14 protein-coding genes are annotated in these 19,482 nt (G+C 71.0%); 9 read left to right on the top strand and 5 right to left on the bottom strand.

The window, feature by feature from the left end; translation table 11 throughout:
- Nucleotides 1-37: 37 nt before the first annotated feature.
- Nucleotides 38-904, bottom strand: a complete 867-nt coding sequence (locus tag AB0M29_RS39080) for an NAD-dependent epimerase/dehydratase family protein (protein ID WP_365391567.1) — start codon at nucleotides 902-904, stop codon at nucleotides 38-40.
- A gap of 231 nt (nucleotides 905-1,135) precedes the next feature.
- Here AB0M29_RS39080 and AB0M29_RS39075 point away from each other — a divergent pair, with 231 nt between their 5' ends.
- The 4 genes from AB0M29_RS39075 to AB0M29_RS39060 all read left to right on the top strand — a co-directional run bounded on the left by AB0M29_RS39075 (nucleotide 1,136) and on the right by AB0M29_RS39060 (nucleotide 6,140).
- Nucleotides 1,136-1,549 carry a nitroreductase family deazaflavin-dependent oxidoreductase gene (locus AB0M29_RS39075; RefSeq protein WP_365391566.1) on the top strand — a complete coding sequence of 138 codons (414 nt, stop codon included), beginning with the start codon at nucleotides 1,136-1,138 and terminating at the stop codon, nucleotides 1,547-1,549.
- A 398-nt stretch (nucleotides 1,550-1,947) separates the two neighbouring features.
- Nucleotides 1,948-3,633, top strand: a complete 1,686-nt coding sequence (locus AB0M29_RS39070) for a xylosidase (RefSeq protein ID WP_365391565.1) — start codon at nucleotides 1,948-1,950, stop codon at nucleotides 3,631-3,633.
- Nucleotides 3,634-3,709: 76 nt separating this feature from the next.
- Nucleotides 3,710-4,894 (top strand): glycogen synthase, encoded by a 1,185-nt coding sequence (glgA, locus tag AB0M29_RS39065; RefSeq protein WP_365391584.1) that lies wholly within the window; start codon nucleotides 3,710-3,712, stop codon nucleotides 4,892-4,894.
- 28 nt (nucleotides 4,895-4,922) lie between these two features.
- Nucleotides 4,923-6,140 carry a glucose-1-phosphate adenylyltransferase gene (locus AB0M29_RS39060; RefSeq protein ID WP_365391564.1) on the top strand — a complete coding sequence of 406 codons (1,218 nt, stop codon included), beginning with the start codon at nucleotides 4,923-4,925 and terminating at the stop codon, nucleotides 6,138-6,140.
- Between the two features lie 34 nt (nucleotides 6,141-6,174).
- Here AB0M29_RS39060 and AB0M29_RS39055 read toward each other — a convergent pair whose 3' ends face one another.
- A complete protein-coding gene (locus AB0M29_RS39055; protein WP_365391563.1) occupies nucleotides 6,175-9,273 on the bottom strand; it encodes a GH92 family glycosyl hydrolase in 3,099 nt (1,032 codons plus the stop codon).
- Between the two features lie 278 nt (nucleotides 9,274-9,551).
- Between AB0M29_RS39055 and AB0M29_RS39050 the strand changes: the two genes are divergently transcribed.
- The 5 genes from AB0M29_RS39050 to AB0M29_RS39030 all read left to right on the top strand — a co-directional run bounded on the left by AB0M29_RS39050 (nucleotide 9,552) and on the right by AB0M29_RS39030 (nucleotide 15,086).
- The gene (locus AB0M29_RS39050) at nucleotides 9,552-10,406 is read left to right on the top strand and encodes an ATP-binding cassette domain-containing protein (protein WP_365391562.1); all 855 of its coding nucleotides are present in this window, start codon (nucleotides 9,552-9,554) and stop codon (nucleotides 10,404-10,406) included.
- Nucleotides 10,403-11,473 (top strand): ABC transporter permease, encoded by a 1,071-nt coding sequence (locus tag AB0M29_RS39045; protein WP_365391561.1) that lies wholly within the window; start codon nucleotides 10,403-10,405, stop codon nucleotides 11,471-11,473. The genes AB0M29_RS39050 and AB0M29_RS39045 overlap by 4 nt, the downstream gene beginning before the upstream one ends.
- A gap of 80 nt (nucleotides 11,474-11,553) precedes the next feature.
- Entirely contained in the window at nucleotides 11,554-12,534 is a 981-nt protein-coding gene (locus AB0M29_RS39040) for an ABC transporter substrate-binding protein (protein ID WP_365391560.1), read from the top strand.
- Between the two features lie 169 nt (nucleotides 12,535-12,703).
- Nucleotides 12,704-13,726 carry a LacI family DNA-binding transcriptional regulator gene (locus AB0M29_RS39035; RefSeq protein ID WP_365391559.1) on the top strand — a complete coding sequence of 341 codons (1,023 nt, stop codon included), beginning with the start codon at nucleotides 12,704-12,706 and terminating at the stop codon, nucleotides 13,724-13,726.
- A gap of 163 nt (nucleotides 13,727-13,889) precedes the next feature.
- Nucleotides 13,890-15,086: a glycoside hydrolase family 64 protein gene (locus AB0M29_RS39030; protein ID WP_365391558.1), complete on the top strand. Its 1,197-nt coding sequence runs from the start codon at nucleotides 13,890-13,892 to the stop codon at nucleotides 15,084-15,086.
- On the opposite strand, the gene AB0M29_RS39025 is transcribed toward AB0M29_RS39030, so the two are convergent.
- The 3 genes from AB0M29_RS39025 to AB0M29_RS39015 form a co-directional block, all read right to left on the bottom strand.
- The gene (locus AB0M29_RS39025; RefSeq protein ID WP_365391557.1) at nucleotides 15,079-16,023 is read right to left on the bottom strand and encodes a DUF4389 domain-containing protein; all 945 of its coding nucleotides are present in this window, start codon (nucleotides 16,021-16,023) and stop codon (nucleotides 15,079-15,081) included. The genes AB0M29_RS39030 and AB0M29_RS39025 overlap by 8 nt on opposite strands.
- Before the next feature lie 332 nt (nucleotides 16,024-16,355).
- Complete coding sequence (locus AB0M29_RS39020) at nucleotides 16,356-18,245, bottom strand: 5'-methylthioadenosine/S-adenosylhomocysteine nucleosidase (RefSeq protein WP_365391556.1); 1,890 nt, start codon at nucleotides 18,243-18,245, stop codon at nucleotides 16,356-16,358.
- Complete coding sequence (locus AB0M29_RS39015) at nucleotides 18,242-19,123, bottom strand: hypothetical protein (RefSeq protein ID WP_365391555.1); 882 nt, start codon at nucleotides 19,121-19,123, stop codon at nucleotides 18,242-18,244. The genes AB0M29_RS39020 and AB0M29_RS39015 overlap by 4 nt, the downstream gene beginning before the upstream one ends.
- Nucleotides 19,124-19,482: the final 359 nt, after the last annotated feature.

The raw sequence follows: 19,482 nt of genomic DNA, 5'->3' as shown, positions 1-19,482 counted from the left end.
GATGTCCCGTCCGGCCCGGGGGAGGAGCCCCCGCGGGTCACGACCGCGCGAATTCGGCCAGCGCGTCGCGGTGGGCGGGATTCCAGCCCAGTTCACGGCGGGCGCGGGCCGAGGTCAGCCGCTGGTCGAGCGTGAACGCCTCGGCGAGCGGCCCCATCCGGTCCTCCGCCTCCGCCGCGTCGAGCCGGCGCACCGCGCCCGGCCGGCCGATGCCACGGCTGAGCGCCTCGGCCGCCTGCGCGGCCGTCGGGTGCTCCTCGCTCACCCCGAGGTAGACCGAGCCCGCGGCGGCGTTGAGAGCGAGCACGTACAGCTCGGCGATGTCGTCCACATGGACCAGCGCCCAGTGGTTGGCGCCGTCCCCCACGCACGGCACGGCGCCCTCGGCGCGGCCCGGGGCCGCGTAGAAGTGCTCGATCAGCCCGCCGGAACGGCCGTAGACCATGCCGGGCATGACGACGACGGGCCGCTCGCCGGTGGCGGCGCGGGCCAGCACCCGCTTCTCGTTCTCCGGCCGCCACGCGGTCAGCCGCGGCGGGGCCAGCGGCGACTCCTCGTCGGCGACGCCCTGCGTGTCGCCGTACACCCACACCCCGCCGGTGTGCACATACGGGTGGACGCCCGCGCCGTCCTGCAGCGCGTCGGCGGCGGCGCGGTCCACGGCGGCGGTGTCCGGGCCGTCGTGCTGGCCGAGGTGGATGACGCCCTGCGCGCCGCGGGCGGCCTCCCGCAGCACATCGGTGTCGGTCAGCTCGCCGCGTACGGGGACGGCGCCGAGCGCGGTGACGGCCTCGGCGGAAGCCTCGCTGCGGACCAGCGCGGTCACCTCGATGCCGTGGCCGACCAGGGCGCGGAGGGTGGGGCGGCCGAGGTAGCCGGAGCCGCCGGTGACGAAGACCTTCATGGTGGGTGCTCTTTCCTGCCGTGCGCGGATGCCCGGCGACGCCGGGCCTGCCTGTGCCTCGACTGTCGTCCGGCGGGTGCGCCGCCGTCCAAGACCCTTTGCGCCGCCACTGGTACCCGGAGGGCATCACCGCAGGTCAGTCCATGCGCCGCACGGCGGTTCGCGGTACGGGAATGGGCCGGGGGAGAGAGGATGTTAACGCTGTGTCGTTAACGGATGTGAGGAGCGTCAATGTCTGAGTTCAATGACTTCAACGCGGCGATCGTGGCCGAGTTCCGGGCCAACCACGGCAAGGTCGGAGGCAACTTCGAGGGCGCGCCGCTGCTGCTCCTGCACAGCCGGGGCGCCCGCACCGGCGCCGAGCGCGTCAGCCCGATGATGTACCTGCGGGACGGTGACCGGTACCTCGTGTTCGCCTCCAAGGGCGGCGCCCCCGAGAACCCCGCCTGGTACCACAACCTGGTGGCCCACCCCGATGTCGAGATCGAGGTCGGCGACGACACCATCGCGGTGCGCGCGGAGGAGCTGAAGGGCGCCGAGCGCGACGAGAAGTACGCGAAGCAGGCGGAGCTCTACCCGGGCTTCGCCGAGTACGAGGCCAAGACCACCCGGGTCATCCCGGTGGTGGCGCTCTCCGCCCGGTAACACCCTCCCGCCACGTATCCTGCGCCCGGACCTCGGTCCGGGCGCAATTGTTTTCGCCAAGCTCCGAAGTGTCACCTCCGACCTTTGAAGTCCATTGCGCCAGGTCAACGCCCGCAGTACCGGGGTGAATACGGTGAATCCCGGAGGAAACCCCTATCCGGGCCAGAGACTTGACGCAATGTTTGATTCAGCAGTTGAATCGCGGCGTACGCAAGTCCACCCGCTCAGAAGTGCTCAGCGTGGTGCGTGTGATGGACCGCGCGCACCTCCCCCCACCGCACACCAGCGCAGACGCAGCGGATCTCACCGGCGGACCGTAAACCTTTCCGGCCGCCATGCGCGCGTCCCGTCGCGGGGTAACTGGGTTCATCTGTTGAACCGTGAAGACGGAGTCACCCATGGGACTGTCCCGCCGAAAACTCCTCAGCGCCGCCGCCGGTGGAGGGGCCGCCGCCGCCCTCGCGGGGCTCGGAGCGGCCAGAATCGCCACCGCCGCCACGAACACCGCGTCCGCGAAAGCCGCCGCGGCGAGCGCGCCGGGTGACGTGGTCGGCAAGGTCACGGTCGGCTACCAGGGCTGGTTCGCCTGCAAGGGCGACGGCGCGCCGATCGACGACTGGTGGCACTGGAGCCCCGACGCGAGCCGGCCGCCGTCCCCGTCCAACACCGGCATCAAGTGCTGGCCCGACATGCGCGAGTACACCAAGAGCTATCCGACCGCGTACGCGAAGCTCGGCAACGGCCAGCCCGCGGCGCTCTTCTCGTCGTACGACCAGCAGACCGTCGACGTCCACTTCCAGTGGATGCAGCAGTACGGCATCGACACCGCCGCGCTCCAGCGGTTCAACCCCACCGGCGGCGAAGGCCCGACCCGGGACGCGATGGCGGTCAAGGTGCGCGGCGCCGCCGAGGCGCACGGCCGGAAGTTCTACGTCATGTACGACGTCTCCGGCTGGTCGACGATGCAGTCCGAGATCAAGGCGGACTGGACGAACAAGATGAAGGCGCACACCGCCTCGTCCGCGTACGCCGTGCAGAACGGCAAGCCGGTGGTGTGCATCTGGGGCTTCGGCTTCAACGACAACAACCACCCCTTCGACCCGGCGGCGTGCCTGGACGTCATCAACTGGTTCAAGGGCCAGGGGTGTTACGTGATCGGCGGGGTGCCCCGCGAGTGGCGCGTCGGCGGCTCCGGCACCCGTACCGGCTTCACGGACGTCTACCACGCCTTCAACATGCTTTCGCCCTGGATGGTCGGCGCGATCGGCAACGTCGGCGACTCCGACTCCGTCTACCAGAACATCACCCTCGGCGACCAGGCCGACTGCAACGCCCATGGCGTCGACTACCAGCCGTGCGTGCTGCCCGGTGACGTCTCGGCGCGGCAGCGCGCTCACGGCGACTTCATGTGGCGGCAGTTCTACAACATGGTCAGAGCGGGCGCCCAGGGCATCTACATCTCGATGTTCGACGAGTACAACGAGGGCAACCAGATCGCCAAGACCGCCGAGACCCAGGCATCGGTCCCCACCGACTCCGGCTTCCTGGCGCTCGACGAGGACGGCACCGCCTGCTCCTCCGACTACTACCTGCGGCTCACCGGCGACGGCGGCCGGATGCTCAAGGGCCAGCTCGCCCTGACCGCCACCCGCCCCACCCAGCCCGTCGTCTCCGGAAGCGGCGGCACCGGCACCGTCGTCAGCCTGCGCTCCCGTGCCAACGGCAAATACGTCACCGCGGAGAGCGCCGGCGCCGACCCGCTGATCGCCAACCGCACCGCCATCGGCGCCTGGGAGCAGTTCGACCTGCTCGACGCGGGCGGCGGCACCATCGCGCTGCGCGCCCACGCCAACGGGAAGATCGTCACCGCCGAGAACGCCGGCGCCGCCGCCCTGATCGCCAACCGCACCGGCGTCGGTGCCTGGGAGACCTTCACGCTCGTCCACAACTCCGACGGCACCGTCTCCCTGCGCGCCGGGGTCAACGGCCGGTACGTCACGGCGGAGAACGCGGGCGCCGCCGCGCTGATCGCCGACCGCGACGCCATCGGCGGCTGGGAGGAGTTCGACCTCGTCACGGACTGATCGAGGAAGGCGGACTAGGGGCCGCCGATCCGGGGAAGGCAAGGGGCACGTGAACGTCGACGGGCGGGAGAGCTCGGTGAAGGTGGGGCTGCTGACCCGGGAGTATCCGCCGGACGTCTACGGCGGCGCGGGGGTCCATGTGGAGTTCCTCGCCCGTGAGCTGCGCGCCCTGATGGACGTCGAGGTGCACTGCTGGGCCGACGGCCCCGACCGGGCCGACCGGCCGGACAGCGGCGTCAAGCGGCACCGCCCCGCGCCTTCCCTGGACGGCGCCAACGACGCGCTGCGCACCCTGTCGATCGACCTCGCGATGACCGCCGCCGTCCAGGGCCGCGACCTGGTGCACTCCCACACCTGGTACGCCAACCTGGCCGGCCACCTCAGCAAGCTGCTGCACGGTGTGCCGCACGTGCTGACCGCGCACTCGCTGGAGCCACTGCGCCCCTGGAAGGCCGAACAGCTCGGCGGCGGGTACGCCCTGTCCAGCTGGGCCGAGCGCACCGCGATGGAGTCCGCCGACGCGGTGGTGGCCGTCTCCGACGGGATGCGCGGCGACATCCTGTCCTGCTACCCGGCGCTCGACCCCGAGCGGGTGCACGTGATCCGCAACGGCATCGACACCGCCACCTACCGGCCCGACGCCCGCACCGACGTGCTCAGCCGGATAGGCGTCGACCCCGAACGCCCCTATGTGCTCTTCGTCGGCCGCATCACCCGGCAGAAGGGCGTGCCGCACCTGCTGCGGGCCGCCCGCGCCCTCGACCCGGCGGCGCAGCTCGTGCTGTGCGCCGGGGCCCCCGACACCCCGGCCCTGGACCGCGAGTTCCGCGCGCTCTTCGACGAGCTGAGCGCGGTACGCGACGGTGTGCACTGGATCCCCGCGATGCTGCCGCGTCCGGCCGTGGTCCAACTCCTCACCCACGCCGCCGTCTTCGCCTGCCCCTCGGTGTACGAGCCGCTGGGCATCGTCAACCTGGAGGCGATGGCCTGCGGCACCGCTGTGGTCGCCTCCGCGGTCGGCGGCATCCCGGAGGTGGTCCAGGACGGGACGACCGGGCTGCTGGTGCCGTACCGCGACCAGGATCCCGAGGCGTTCGAAGCGGGCCTGGCCGAGGCGCTGAACCGGCTGATCGGCGACCGGGGCGAGGCGGCACGGATGGGCGCGGCGGGCCGCGACCTGGCCGTCCGCGAGTTCGGCTGGGACACGGTCGCGCGCCGCACGGCCGAGCTGTACACGACCGTCCTCGCGGCCGGTCGGTAGGCGGACACGACCCAAAGGGGGAGCCCGGATGCGCGGTGGACCTTCGGTGCTGGGCATAGTGCTGGCCGGCGGTGCGGGAAAGCGGCTGATGCCGCTGACCGCCGACCGGGCCAAACCAGCGGTGACTTTCGGCGGCACGTACCGCCTGGTGGACTTCGTGCTGTCCAATCTCGTCAACGGCGGCATCCTGCGGGTCTGCGTGCTGACCCAGTACAAGTCGCACTCGCTGGACCGGCACGTCACCACGACCTGGCGGATGTCCAGCCTGCTCGGCAACTACGTGACGCCCGTCCCCGCGCAGCAGCGGCTCGGCCCGCGCTGGTTCCTCGGCAGCGCCGACGCGATCCTGCAGTCGCTCAACCTGGTCTACGACGAGCAGCCCGACTACATCGCGGTGTTCGGCGCCGACCACGTCTACCGGATGGACCCGCGGCAGATGCTCGCCCAGCACATCGAGGGCGGCGCGGGTGTGACCGTGGCGGGGATCAAGGTGCCGCGCGCCGACGCCGCCGGTTTCGGGATCATCACCCCGGGCGCCGACGGGCTGAGCGTGGAGCGCTTCCTGGAGAAGCCCACCGACCCGCCGGGGCTGCCGGGCGACCCGGGCAGGGTCTTCGCGTCCATGGGCAACTACCTGTTCACCACCAAGACGCTGCTCGACGCCCTGCAGGCGGACGCCGAGGACTCCCAGTCACTGCACGACATGGGCGGCAGCATCCTGCCCCGGCTCACCGCCGAGGGCGTCGCGCAGATCTACGACTTCGACACCAACCACGTGCCGGGCGAGACCGCCCGCGACCACGGCTACTGGCGGGACGTCGGCACCCTCGACGCGTACTACGACGCCCACATGGACCTCATCTCGGACCAGCCCGCCTTCAGCCTGCACAACCGGCAGTGGCCGATCTACACCCACCCCGGCCAGCTCCCGCCGGCGAAGATCGCGGCGGGCGGCATCGTGGGGGAGTCCGTGGTGAGCCCCGGCTGCGTGATCCGCGGCCAGGTGACCCGCTCGGTACTCTCGCCCGGAGTCGTGGTGGACGCGGGCGCCGTCGTCCAGGGCTCGGTGCTGCACGACAACGTACGGGTGGGCCGCGGGGCCATCGTGCGCGGCGCCGTCCTCGACAAGAACGTGGACGTGCCGCCCGGCGCCACCATAGGCGTGAACCCCGACCGCGACCGTGAGCTGTACACGGTGTCCGCGGCCGGGGTCATCGCCCTCGGCAAGGCCCAGACGGTCGGCTGACCGGCCGTCCGGGCTCCCGGAGGCAGTCGTCAGGTCAGCTGACCGACCACTGCTGGTTGGCGCCGCCGTTGCAGGTCCAGATGTCGAGCTGGGTGCCGTTGGCGGTGTTCGAGCCCGGGACGTCCAGGCACTTGTTCGCGGCCGCGTTGATCAGCTGCTTGCCGCTGACGCTCCACTTCTGGGCGTTGGTGCCGTTGCAGTCGTAGAGCTGCACCAGGCTGCCGTCCGCGGTACCGCTGTTGGCGTCGTCCAGGCACTTGCCTAGCGCCTGGACCGTACCGTCACCGCCGACCGTCCACTGCTGGGCGCCGGTGCCGTTGCAGTCGTAGAGCTGCACATGGGTGCCGTTGGCGGTGCCGGAGTTCGCGATGTCGACGCACTTGCCCGCCAGGCCCGTGATGGCGTGCGGGCTCGCGCCCGTCGACTGGCCGTAGACCTCCAGTTCGTAGATGCGGGAAGCGGTGTCGCCGCCGGAGTTGGTGGGCGCCGAGACGGCCAGCCGGACATAGCGGGCCTGCCGCGGGGTGATGGTGCTGTAGGTGCGGCTGGACCTGTTGCCGGTGACCGAGGAGGCCGTCGACCAGGTGCTGTTGTCGGTGCTGGTCTGGATCTGGAAGGCGGCGGTGTTCCAGGCGGTGTTCTCACCGCCGAGGCCGGCGTGCTTGACCACGAAGGACCCCACCGTCTGCGTCGAGCCCAGGTCGACCGTCAGCGTCGGGTTCGTGTCCTTCGAGCACCACTTGCTGTTGTTCTTGAGCGAGTTGTCCACGGCCTTGTCCCCGGACTCCGCGGTGGCGCACGGCGTGCTCGCCGTCACCGCCTTGCCCTGGGCGAGGTTGCTGCCCAGCTCGGGAGCGGTGGGAACCGGGGTCGCGCCGTCCTGGAAGGAGGGCGGCACGTCGGACGCGCCGGTGCCCCAGCTGCTCGGGCTGGTACCCATGGTGAAGTCCAGCGTGGCGCCCGCCGCCAGGTCCGGGTACCGCAGGTAGTTGTGGCTGGTGGCGACCGAGCCGACCTTCAGGCTCTGCACATAGGTGCCGCTGCCGGTGGAGTTGATGGTGATGTCGCCGCCGGGCCGCTGCAGCACCACCGACGGGAACTGCGGACCGTGGATCGCCAGGGTGTCCGCGCCCGGCGTCGCCGGGTACATCCCCAGCGCCGCCCACACGTACCACGCCGAGGTCGCCCCCAGGTCGTCGTTGCCGGGCAGCCCGCCCGCGCCGGTGGTGAACGACTCGTTCATGACCTTGCGCACGGCGTCCGAGGTGCCCGCGGGGTCACGCGCGTAGTTGTACGCCCACGGCACGCCGTGCTCCGGCTCGTTGCCGATGTAGTAGTACGGCAGGCTCTGCCCGGCGTTGACCTGGGTGAAGTGGTGGTCGAGCCGCTGGACCGCGGTCTGCCGGCCGCCCATGTCGTTGATCAGGTCGGCGAAGTCGTACGGCACCATCCAGGTGTACTGGGCCGCGTTGCCCTCGGTGAAGTTGCTCTGGCTCGCCGGGTCGAGCGGCCAGGTCCAGCTTCCGTCGGAGTTGCGCGGCTGCGCGTAGCCGGACTCGGTGCCGAACGTGTTGCGCCACCACTGCGCGCGGGTCATGTGGGTGGTGTAGCTGCTCGTGTTGCCCAGCGCCTTGGCGAACTGCGCCACCGCGAAGTCGGAGGCGGAGTACTCCATCGAGTCCGAGGGCGCCCCGGGCAGGTAGTGCAGCGAGGTGTACGTGTTCTGGTTGCCGCGGATGGGCGAGCCCTGGGCGGTGCCGCCGTTGGACGCCTTCTCCATCAGCGACAGCGCGGCCGCCGTGTCGAAGTCCCGGGCGCCGAAGGCGTACATGCTGCTGACGATGATCGGACCGGGGTCGCCGGTCATCACGAAGTCCTCGTTCGTCTGCTGTGACCACTTCGGCAGCAGGCCGCCCTGCTGGCCGTCGAGGACCATGGACTTGGCGATGTCACTGGCCTCGACCGGCGCGATCAGCGCGACCAGCGCCGACCAGGAGCGGTAGATGTCCCAGCCCGAGTAGTTCTGGTAGACCGGCCGCGAGGAGTTGTGCACCGCGTTGTCGAAGCCGCGGTAGTCCCCGTTGACGTCGCTGGAGATGTTCGGGCTCTGGAAGACGTGGTAGAGCGCGGTGTAGAACTTCCGCAGGTCGGCGGTGGCACCGCCGGTGACCTGGGCGCGGTTGAGGATCTGGTTCCACGAGGTGTCGGCGGCGGTCCGCACCGCGCCGAAGTCCCAGGACGGGTTCTCCGTGTTCACGTTCGCCTGGGCGTTGGCCACGCTCACATAGCTCACGCCGACCTTGAACTGCACGGTCGCGGAGCTGGTGGTGTCGAAGGTGACATAGGCGCCGGTGTTGGTGCCGCTGGTGCTCGACGAACCGGCGCTGACCGTACCGCCCGACCAGGTGCCGAAACCGGTCGGCGCGCGGTCGAACTTGATGTCGAAGTAGATCTGGTACGTCTTCCCCGAGCCGCAGAAGCCGCCCGCCGTGACACTGCCGGTCACCTCGGAGCCGTTGACGTTCACCGAGCCGTTACGGCTGCCGGTGGCGCTGCGGCTGGTGTTGATCAGCAGCCGGGACGAGGTCGACGACGGGTAGGTCAGCTTCCCCATGCCGGTACGGGTGGTGGCGGTCAACTCGACGTTGGTGCTGTATTTGTCGAGCCGGTTCTTGTAGTAGCCGGGGGAGGCCGACTCGTTCGCCTTGGTGTATCCGGAGGCGTAGCTGGTCCAGTTGGTGCCGGGAGAGCTGCTCACCGCGCCGGTGATCGGCATCAGCGGCAGGTCCTCGTTGTTGGCACAGCCCGCGCCGTCGAAGTGGGTGAGGCTGAAGTCCTCGATCGAGGTGTCGGAGTACCGGTAACCGGAAGGCGACGCCGTCGGGGTGTCCGGGCTGAACTGCACACCGCCGAAGGGCACGACGGCCCCCGGGTAGGTGCTGCCGCCCGCGCCGCCGGGCACGGGGTTGGGCGCCGAGCTGTCGTCGGTGCCGACGAACGGATCGGCGTACTGCGTCAGCGGCAGCGTCGCGGCGCGCGCCGGTCCTGCCGCGAGGCCGTTGACGCCGAACGCGGCGAGTAACAGCGCGCTGAGCGCGCCGACGGTTCTGGAACGGATCTTAGTGGGGGGCACGGAGGGACCACCTTCTCGCGGAGGCGGCGCGTCGCGTACGACGGGCGGCCTCAGGGCACGGGGGCTGCTCGAAGTGCATGTGAACGTTACCAGTAGGACCGCATTCTTGAGGTGTACCTGACTTGCTGTCAAGAGTGCCGACCAGGCCAGGACATCGGGTGTTCAGCGCATTCAATACGGCCTTCGACGGAGGTTGCGCAACGTATTGACATGCCTCCAAGGTCGCCACACAATCCCAAAATCGCTGAGAACGTTACCAAGATGCCTGGAGGAGCCGGATGGCAGAACCACTCCTGGAAGCGCGCCGGGTGACCAAGCGGTTCGGTCATGTCCGGGCGCTCCAGGGCGCCGACTTCACTGCTTTCGCCGGCGAGGTGGTCGCCCTGATCGGCGACAACGGAGCGGGCAAGAGCAGTCTGGTCAAGACCCTCTCGGGCACCATGAGACCCGACGGCGGGCAGATCCTGGTGGACGGCACGCCGGTTCATATGAGCAGTCCCCTGGATGCCCGACGGCACGGAATCGAGACCGTCTACCAGGACCTCGCACTCGCCCCCGACCTCGACGCGGCCGCCAATCTCCACCTGGGCCGCGAGCTGTACATGGGCGGACTGCTCGGCCGGTTGCGGGTGCTCGACCGGGCCGCGATGCGCCGCTCCGCGGTGGCCGCCTTCGCCGAACTCGGCGTGGACCTCCAGGATGTGGGCGTCCCCGTCGCCTCGCTGTCCGGTGGCCAGCGGCAGTCCGTCGCGGTGGCACGCGCCGTCGCGTTCGCCAATCGGATCATCTTCATGGACGAACCCACCGCCGCGCTCGGGGTGGTTCAGCGCGGGCGGGTCCTCGACACCATCAAACGGGTGCGCGACCGCGGCATATCCGTCGTCCTCATCAGCCACAACATGCCGGAGGTGCTGTCGGTCGCGGACCGCGTCGAAGTCCTGCGGCTGGGCCGCAGGGTGGCACGCTTCACCGCCGCCGACACCTCCGTCGAGGAGCTGGTCGGCGCCATGACCGGGGCGTTGGGGGACGGGGCGCCGGACGACGACGCCGCCGCCGAGGGTGACACCTGGCCGGGCGACGGCGGCGACGACGAACGCGCCGCGCACAACGTACGGAAGGACGGCGCCGCGTGAAGGCCGACGTGTCCCCGAAGAGCACCACGAACACCGACACCGACACCGCCCCGGACGACGGCAGGCCGCGGCGGGTCACCGTACCGGAGTGGGCCAAGCGCGTGGCGGCGGTCAACGAGGCATGGACCTTCGCCGTACTGCTGCTGCTCGTCGCCTTCTTCACCATCAACTCACCCGGCACCTTCCTCACCCAGTACGACATCACGCAGATCGCCACCAACGCGGCCATCTACCTGGTGCTCGGTGTCGGCATGACCTACGTCATCATCGTGGCCGGTATCGACCTCTCGGTCGGCTCGGTGCTGGTGCTGGCCGCCGTACTGTCCGGCGAGTACACGATCCACCACGGCGGTGCGAAGTCCGGCTGGGGCACCATCGCCGTGAGCACCCTCATCGCCCTTGCCACCGGGCTGGTCTGGGGCGCGCTCCAGGGCTGGCTGGTCGCCAAGGCGAAGGTCCCGCCGCTGATCGTCACCCTCGGCGGCTTCGGCGCGGCGCTGGGCATCGCCCAGATCATCACCGGTGGACAGGACCCGTCGGGCGCCGTCTCCGGCAAACTCCAGCACAGCATCGGCTTCGGCAAGCTCTTCGGCCAGATCCCCTGGCTGGTGGTCATCGCCTTCGCCACCACCGTCGTCTTCGGCCTGGTGCTCGCCTTCACCCGCTTCGGCCGCTACACGTACGCCATCGGCTCCAACCCCGAGGGCGCCCGCCGGGTCGGCATCGCCGTCGACCGCCATCTCATCAAGGTCTACGCCCTGGTGGGCCTGTTGTCCGGCCTCGGCAGCGTCATGTGGCTGGCCTACTTCGGCACCACCTCCATCGCCGGGCACTCCACCGACAACCTCAAGGTGATCACCGCCGTCGTGCTCGGCGGCGCCAGCCTCTTCGGCGGCCGGGGCACCGTACTCGGCACGGTCATCGGGGTCTTCATCCCCGCGGTGCTCACCACCGGTCTGATCATCATGGGCGTCCAGCAGTACTGGCAGGACGTCGCCATCGGCGTGGTCCTCGTCGCGGCCGTCTACCTCGACCAGTTCCGCAGGCGCGGCCGCGACCGCGGCTGACCGACCCGCCGCTCCGGCTCCCCCCACACGTACGCACCACCGCCAACCCTCACTCCGGCCTTCACAGAAGGAAGTCCGCCATGCGCGAATACAGAAGAACCACCATGCTCGCCGGGTGCGGCGCCGTCCTGGCCCTGGTGGCCACGACCGCCGGGTGCGGCGGCGGGTCGTCGAACTCGGGCAAGAAGTCCCTCGACCTGATCACCGGCGTCAAGAGCGACCCCTTCTACATCACGATGGCCTGCGCGGCGCAGCAGGAGGCGAGCAAGCGCGGGGTCAAGCTCACCGTCAACGGTTCGGCGCAGTGGGACGTCGCCGTCCAGCGGCCGATCATCGACTCGGTCGCCGCCACCCACCCCGACGGCCTGCTGATCTCCCCGGTCGACACCGACGCGCTCACCCCCTCGCTGCAGCAGATGCAGAACGGCGGCACCAAGGTCGTACTCGTCGACACCTCGGTCACCGACAAGTCCGTCGGCGTCTCCCGGATCTCCTCCGACAACGAGGCGGGCGGACGCACGGCGGCCAAGACGCTGGCCCAGCTCATGGGGGACAAGGGGTCGGCCATCGTCATCAGCGTGAAGCCGGGCGTCTCCACCACCGACGCGCGGATCAAGGGCTTCACCGAGGAGATGCAGTCCAACCACCCGCAGATCAAGCTGCTCCCGGTGCTGTACGACAACGACCTGCCGGCCACCGCCGCCTCGCAGATCCAGTCCACCCTCGCCGCCCACCCCGACCTCGGCGGTGTCTTCGCGGGCAACACCAACACCGCCCAGGGCATCGCCACCGGCCTCCAGGCGGCGGGCAAGGAGGGCAAGATCAAGGTCGCCGCCTTCGACGCCGAACCCGACGAGATCACCGCCCTCAAGAACGGCACCCTCGACGTCCTCGTCGCCCAGGACCCCGGCAGCATCGGCACCCAGGGCGTCGACCAGGCCCTCGCCGCCATCGACAAGAAGCAGGTCACCCAGCAGATCGGCACCACCATGGTCGCCATCACCAAGGCCAACATGGGCGACCCGGCGGTCTCCAAGTTCTTCTACAAGGCCTCCTGCTAGTTCCCCGCGGGGCAGCTGGTGGGACGGCGGAAGGGGGCGGGCGGCGAAGGAGGTGGGGGCGTGCGGGTGGGTGGGGTTCACCTGCCATCATCGACGCGACGGGCATCGGGAGGTGCCCGAGCGCCAACCGGCACACCGGCCGTGCGGCGGGTGGTCCGGGAGCACATCGATGAGGAGGCCAGTGAAGCGCCCGACGATGAAGGACGTGGCCCGGGCCGCGGGAGTCAGCCCCATGACGGTCTCGCGTGTGGTGTCGGGTGAGGCGGGAGTGTCACCCGGCACCGCGGCCAGGGTCGAGCAGGCGGTGCGGAAGCTGGGCTACCAGCGCAACGACAACGCCCGCCACCTCCGGCAGAAGAACCTCGGCACCTCCACCATCGCCCTCGTCGTCGACGACCTGGCCAACCCCTTCTACGCGCTCATGGCCCGCTCCGTCGAGGACGAGGCGCACCGCCGCGGCTACGTCGTCCTCGTCGGCAGCACCAACGACGAGCCGCGCCGCGAGCGCGAGGTCATCGCGGCGTTCACCGCCCGCCAGGTCGACGGCCTGATCATCGTCCCGACCATCGGCGGGCACGGCTTCCTCAAGCAGCCCATGGAGGGCGGCACCCAGGTGGTGTGCGTGGACCGGCCCGCCAAGGGCCTGGCCGTGGACACCGTCACCGTCGACAACCGGGCGGGCGCCGAGCGCGCCGTCGCCCACCTGCTCGGCCACGGCCACACCCGTATCGCCTACCTCGGCGACCGCTACGACATCTGGACCCAGCGGGAGCGCTACACCGGCTACCTCGACGCGCTCGCCGCCCACGGCGTACCCGAGGACCCCGCGCTGGTCCGGCACGAACTGCGCTCGCACTCCGAGGCGCGGGCCGCCCTCGCCGGGCTCCGCGACCTCCCTGACCCGCCCACCGCCCTCTTCACCAGCAACGACCTCATCACCGTGGGCGTACTCGACGGCCTCGACCACCCCGCCCCCGTCGCCATCGTCGGCTTCGACGACCTCCCGCTCGCCGAACGCCTCAGCCCCCCGCTCACCGTCGTCAGCCAGGACCCCGTCGCCCTCGGCGGCACCGCCGCCAACCTCCTCTTCTCCCGCATCGGCGGCGACCGCTCCGCCCCCCGCTCCGTCGTCCTCCTCACCCGCTTCGTCATCCGCGGCTCCGGCGAGTTCCGCGCCGCGACCCGCCCCTGACCACCTGCCAGGTTGCGTGCCTCTCCGGGGCGGCCGCCCGCCCCGGCAGTTGACACGATCACTTCCCGCAACCATTCTGAGAGCGCTCTCAGAACCACCGGGGGGCCCGATTCCCCATGATCGGCCCTGTTTCCGGTGCCCCAACTGATGAGGAGTCAAGAGCGTGCTCACCAAACGGAAACTGTTCGCCCCGCTGGCCGCCGCGACCCTGCTGGGCGCGGGGCTGACGGCCGCGGGCATCGCGTCATCGGCCTCGGGCGCGGTGCCGACGACGATTCCGCTGACCTTCACCAACCACTCCGGCCGGGCCGGCCAGGTCTACATCTACGACCTCGGCACGCAGCTGTCCACCGGACAGCAGGGCTGGGCGGACGCCAACGGCACCTTCCACCCCTGGCCCGCGGGCGGCAATCCGCCGACCCCGGCGCCCGACGCGTCCATCGCGGGCCCGGCCGACGGCAAGACGCTCACGCTGCGCCTGCCGCAGTTCTCCGGTCGGCTGTACTTCTCCTACGGCAAGAAGCTGGTCTTCAAGCTGGCCACCGGCGGCCTCGTACAGCCCGCCGTGCAGAACCCGTCCGACCCGAACAGGAACACCCTCTTCAACTGGTCGGAGTACACGCTCAACGGCTCGGGGCTGTGGATCAACAGCACGCAGGTCGACATGTTCTCGGCGCCGTACGCCGTCGGGGTCAAGCGCGCCGACGGCAGCACGCAGAGCACCGGGCACCTCAAGTCCGGTGGCTACAACGGGTTCTTCACGGCGCTCAAGGCACAGCCGGGTGGCTGGGCCAAGCTCGTCCAGACCGCCCCCGACGGCACCGTGCTGCGCGCCCTGTCGCCGGGCCACGGCATCGAGACCGGCGCACTGCCGAGGACCGTGATGGACGACTACATCAACCGCGTGTGGGCGAAGTACGCTTCGTCGACGCTGACGGTGACGCCGTTCGCCGACAAACCCGCCACCAAGTACTTCGGGCGGGTCTCCGGCAACACGATGACGTTCACCAACAGCTCCGGCGCGGTCGTCACGTCCTTCCAGAAGCCCGACGCCGACAGCGTGTTCGGCTGCTACAAGCTGCTGGACGCCCCCAACGACGACGTACGCGGCCCCATCTCCCGTACGCTCTGCGCCGGTTACAACCGCTCCACGCTGCTGACCGACCCCAGCCAGCCGGACACGAGCGCGGCCGGTTTCTACCAGGACGCGGTGACCAACCAGTACGCGCGGGCGATCCACGCGCGGATGGCCGACGGCAACGCCTACGCCTTCGCCTTCGACGACGTCGGCCACCACGAGTCGCTGGTGCACGACGGCGACCCGCGGCAGGCGTACGTGACGCTGGATCCGTTCAGCTGACGGTCACCACGGTGGTTTCGGCCGGGCCCGCCGAGTCGTCGTTCCAGTCCGACTCGGCGTTGCTGATGACCGTGCTCGCCAGCCCGACCACCAGGAACACCGCCACCAGCACCTGACCCGCGGTGCTCATCACCAGCGGGCGGGTCGCCGAGGAGGCGGCCGCGGTGCCGGGCACCGCGCCGTGCGCCGCGTCCTGCGGAGTCCGGGGCGCGGCGCCCGGCCACGCACCCTCCGGCACCGCCCCGGGCTCCCCACCGGGTGCGGTGCCCGGAGCGGTTTCCGGCGCGGTGCCCGGGGCGGTCCCCTGTGCCCCGAATTCCTTCTCCGGCTCGTCGCCGAAGAGCCGCTTGGGGTACGCGGAGGTGAGCATGAAGACGTACGCGGTGAAGCGCATGCTGTAACGCAGGGCCGCCGCGGTCGCCTCGAACAGCGGGCGCGGCAACCGGCCGAGCACCAGCGTGATGATCCAGATGATCACGGCGAGCGCGTACCAGCCGGACATGACCAGGCTCTGCACGATGGCCGCCGGGATCAGCAGGATGAGCCGGAAGAAGACGGCGAGCCGGTTCAGCGGGCCCGGGCGCACCTCGACGTGCACCGGATACGCGGCTCCCGGCCACATCGCGAACGGCGGGTAGTGGTCGACCAGCAGCATCGCGGCGGCGTGCACCCGGGTCTCGTAACCCAGGTAGCCGGCGAGGAAGCGCGCGATCGGACCCGGCAGGGCGCCGGTGAACAGCGCGCAGAACCAGCCCGCGACCATCACGAAGAACGCGCAGATCCCGAGGACGACCACCACGACGAACTGCGGGATCAGCAGCAGCCAGCGCAACAGCACGGTCCACCGCCGCTGGCGGGCGGGCTCGGGCACGTCCAGCGCGGGCAGCCACTCGAACGGCCCCATGGGTTGCGGGTGCGACCACATCGGTTGCGCCATGCCGGACTCCGTCCCTGGTACGCCCCCCGCAACGAAGGCTCGCAGCCCCCGGCCCCCACCGCACCTCCAGCGCCCCCGCGGTGCGCCGGACGGGGGCGCCGGAGCCGCCGACCGGTCCCGCGGGGCTCATGCGGCGTGAAGCCGGTGGCCGGGCCCCGGGCCGCTCATGCGGCGTGAAGCGGGTGACCGGACGCCGAGCCACCCACGCGGGGTGAGGCGGGTGACCGGGGCCGTGGCACTCGCGCGGCGTGACGCCGGCGACCGGACTTCGGACCGCTCGCGCGGCGTGATGCCGGTCGGCGGGCGCGGCCGCGGGGCATCGGCAGGGCCGGTCAGGGGGCGCGGACCTGGGGGGCGTGCGGATCGAGTCCGGCGATGACGGCCAGTGCGGCGGCCGCGGCGTGCGCGGCGGCGTACGGCTGCCCGCCGGCGGCGTCGGCCGCCCGCTTGTCGCCGTCGGCGTGGTCGCTGATGCCGCGGATCACCAGGACGGGCAGATCGCCGACCATGTGCGCGGCCTGCGCCACCCCGGACGCCTCCATCTCCACGGCCACCGCGTCCTCGAAACGCTCGCGCAGCAGCACGGCGTGCGCGGAACGGGTGGAGTCCACGACCACGTCGCCGGTGGCGATCGGCTTGAAGTGGACCCGCGGCACCCGCGGTACGGCCGCCGCGCCGGCCGCCGCCACCGCCCAGCCACCGTCCCGCAGATGGTGACCGGCCTCCTGCTGGAGCCAGAACGGCGCCTGCCACGCCTCGGGCCGGGAGAGCAGGCCGTCGTCGGTGGACCGGCCGCCGGTGTACGCGTAGATCTTGGTGGCCACCACCACGTCACCGATTTCCAGGTCGGGCCGCAGCGCCCCGGCGACGCCGACGAAGAACAGCACCTGCGGCCGCAGCCAGCCGCTGACGAGCTGGGTGACGGCCGCCGCACCCAGCGCGCCGGGGCCGATCCTGGCCAGCGCGACCCGCCACCGGCTGCCCGGCAGGGTGCCCGTCTCGACGATCAGCCCGCTCTCGTGCCGCAGGACCTCGCGGTCGTCGAGCCGGTCCCTGACCGCCTGGTACTCCAGGTCCAGCGCGGTGAGCACCACCGCCAGCGCCGAGGTGCGCGACGCCCGCCGCCCGCCGTGGTCCAGCACGTCGGCGGTGGCCTGCGAGGGGAACGGCAGCCGGAACGCCGCCGCGGCCTCCGTCACGTCCACCACCTCGCTGAGAGCGCGTTCCGGCGGCTGCACCGCGCCTTCCGGAAGGCCGCCGCCGTAGCTCGCCTCCAGCCACACATGGTTCAGCGTGCGGACGGCGTACGCGGAGTCCCGCGCCTCGGCGGGGTGCACCGGGACCACCACGCCGCCGACCGCGTCCGCAAGGTAACCCAGCAGCGGGGCGGGCAGCGGCCCGGCCGCGGCGACCGTCATCCGCCACCGGAACGGCTGATGGGCGTACCGCTCGGCGGCGGCCCCGAACGACTGCGCCGCGCGGGCCGCGAAAGGATCGGTGCCGCTCTGCACCCCGTACGGGTTGGGCACCCCGCGGCGGTGCGCGGCGTCGGCGACCCGCCCGTACTCCCTGGCCAGGAAGCGGAACCACTCCCGGACGTCGGCACCGAGCTCGCACGGTCCCAGGCACACCCCCACCATCGCGGGGTACGGCAGTCCGGCCAGCGCCGTCCACACCGGGTCCCACGAGACGTCCGCGGCCCGCAGCGGGTGGACCTCCACGCCCAGCGGGCGGTGCGGCATCTCGGTGACGGGGAGGCGGGCATGGCTCAACCGCTTGCGTATCTCGGCCGATTGGCCCGAGGCGATGTCGAACGGCGCGAGCCGGTGGCCGAGTTCACCGGGATCGACGACCGGTTCCGCGCGCAGGTGGCCGGGCACCCGCAGCAAGCTGTCGCGCAGCGCGAGCGCGGCGGCGGTCGCCCGCTCCTCGTCCGCCGCGCGCACCGCGCCGAGCAGGGTGCAGGTGACCAGGCCGGTGCGCGGGTCGTTGGCGTAGCGGACCTCGAAGCGACGCAGCGCGGGGGCGGCCCACTGCCCGGCCAGCCAGCCCTGCTCCTCGCGCGCCGTGCGGGACCGCTGCCATTCCTGCGGTCCCGCGCCTGCCGCCGAACGGGGCCCGGCATGGACCGGAGCGGGGTACACCCGCACTCCGATCCATGCCGAACTGCCGTACCCGGCGGCGGTGTTGGTGAGTACACCGTCGGGTGGGCGGATATTCACAGCGGCTGCGGACCGTCCGCGGCCGGGGGCTGGTACGGCTGCGGGGGCGTCTCACGACGGTGTGAGGGAGACGGGTCCCGCGTTGCGGCGCCCTGCTCCTGGTCGGGGTACCCCTGCGGATACCCCTGCGACGGGAAGGCGGCCGAGGGCAGGTCGGGACCCGCCGCGCCACGGCTCCAGGCACCGCCGTTCTCCACCGGCGGCAGTCCCTGCGGGAAGCCGTACGACAGCGGCACCGGCGTCTGGTCGATGGCGACCACGAGTCCCTCACGGCACGCGGCGTGCACGGCCTCGCGCATCGCCCGCGGCCGCTCGGTGCGGAGCATCAGCAGTTCGGTGTCCGCCCGCCCGGTGACGCCCAGCAGCAGATCGGACAGGTACTGCTTGATGAGCGCGATGCCCCGGCGCGAACGCCACATCATCCAGCCGAGATACAGGCTGCTGCCGTATCCGAAGACCGATACATAGGCGACATAGGCGCCGTCGCTCAGCACCAGCCGGTTGCTGACCTGGCCGGTGCCGATGCCGGTACGGATACGGCGGCGCCGGATGCCCAGCGGAATGGAACGCGCCCCGAGCGTTCCGGCGATCTTGCTGTACACCGACTCCGCCTGGTCGGTACGGGCGTCGAGCAGTACCCGCCACTCCGAGATCGGTTCCGGCAGCTTCGCGCAGAGGAACACCACCCAGAAGACCGCGAACGAAACGACGGCGCCGATTCCCATCAGTGCGAGGCCCAGCCCACCGCCACCGGCGATGAGCACCAACAGCCCGAGGAATAAGAAGGGCAGATACGACAGGAGCGAGGCCGCGACCGCGTAGAGGAACAGCGTCGCGATGTCGCGGGCGGTGACACGGTCGTCCAGCGAGACTTCCATGCCCCCGTGGCGAAGTGTCTTGTCCAGATACGAGGCGTTCCCGTCGCCGCCTCTCCATCCGAGTGTCTGCAGTGCGTGTGCGTCGAGCATTCGTCCCCCAGAAAAATTTCGGCGTCCCCGTGCCGCCACTGCCTTTGCGTGCAGAGTGTTGCACGTCACACCCGAGGAGTAATGAAGTTTCACGAGATGATCTAGGAAAGCTGGATATTCGCCGGATGCCCGAAGAGGGGGGATTCGGGGCAACGATGTTCCGGATGCCGGAAGTTGGGCGGGGAGCCCGGCGTCGGCCCGCGCGCCGGCCATGCCACCGGCGCGGTGCACCGGGACCTGAAGCCCGCGAACGTGATGCTGGACGAGAC

Origin of the sequence: Streptomyces sp. NPDC051976 (genome assembly GCF_040680795.1) — a bacterium.
GTDB lineage: Bacteria > Actinomycetota > Actinomycetes > Streptomycetales > Streptomycetaceae > Actinacidiphila.
This window is presented reverse-complemented; position numbering and strand designations above follow the sequence as displayed.

Excerpts from the sequence above, each read along its gene's own strand:
- AB0M29_RS39080 (WP_365391567.1), bottom strand. The coding sequence starts at position 904 with ATGAAGGTCTTCGTCACCGGCGGCTCCGGCTACCTCGGCCGCCCCACC.
- AB0M29_RS39075 (WP_365391566.1), top strand. The coding sequence starts at position 1,136 with ATGTCTGAGTTCAATGACTTCAACGCGGCGATCGTGGCCGAGTTCCGG.
- AB0M29_RS39070 (WP_365391565.1), top strand. The coding sequence starts at position 1,948 with ATGGGACTGTCCCGCCGAAAACTCCTCAGCGCCGCCGCCGGTGGAGGG.
- AB0M29_RS39060 (WP_365391564.1), top strand. The coding sequence starts at position 4,923 with ATGCGCGGTGGACCTTCGGTGCTGGGCATAGTGCTGGCCGGCGGTGCG.
- AB0M29_RS39050 (WP_365391562.1), top strand. The coding sequence starts at position 9,552 with ATGGCAGAACCACTCCTGGAAGCGCGCCGGGTGACCAAGCGGTTCGGT.
- AB0M29_RS39040 (WP_365391560.1), top strand. The coding sequence starts at position 11,554 with ATGCGCGAATACAGAAGAACCACCATGCTCGCCGGGTGCGGCGCCGTC.
- AB0M29_RS39035 (WP_365391559.1), top strand. The coding sequence starts at position 12,704 with ATGAGGAGGCCAGTGAAGCGCCCGACGATGAAGGACGTGGCCCGGGCC.
- AB0M29_RS39025 (WP_365391557.1), bottom strand. The coding sequence starts at position 16,023 with ATGGCGCAACCGATGTGGTCGCACCCGCAACCCATGGGGCCGTTCGAG.
- AB0M29_RS39015 (WP_365391555.1), bottom strand. The coding sequence starts at position 19,123 with ATGGAAGTCTCGCTGGACGACCGTGTCACCGCCCGCGACATCGCGACG.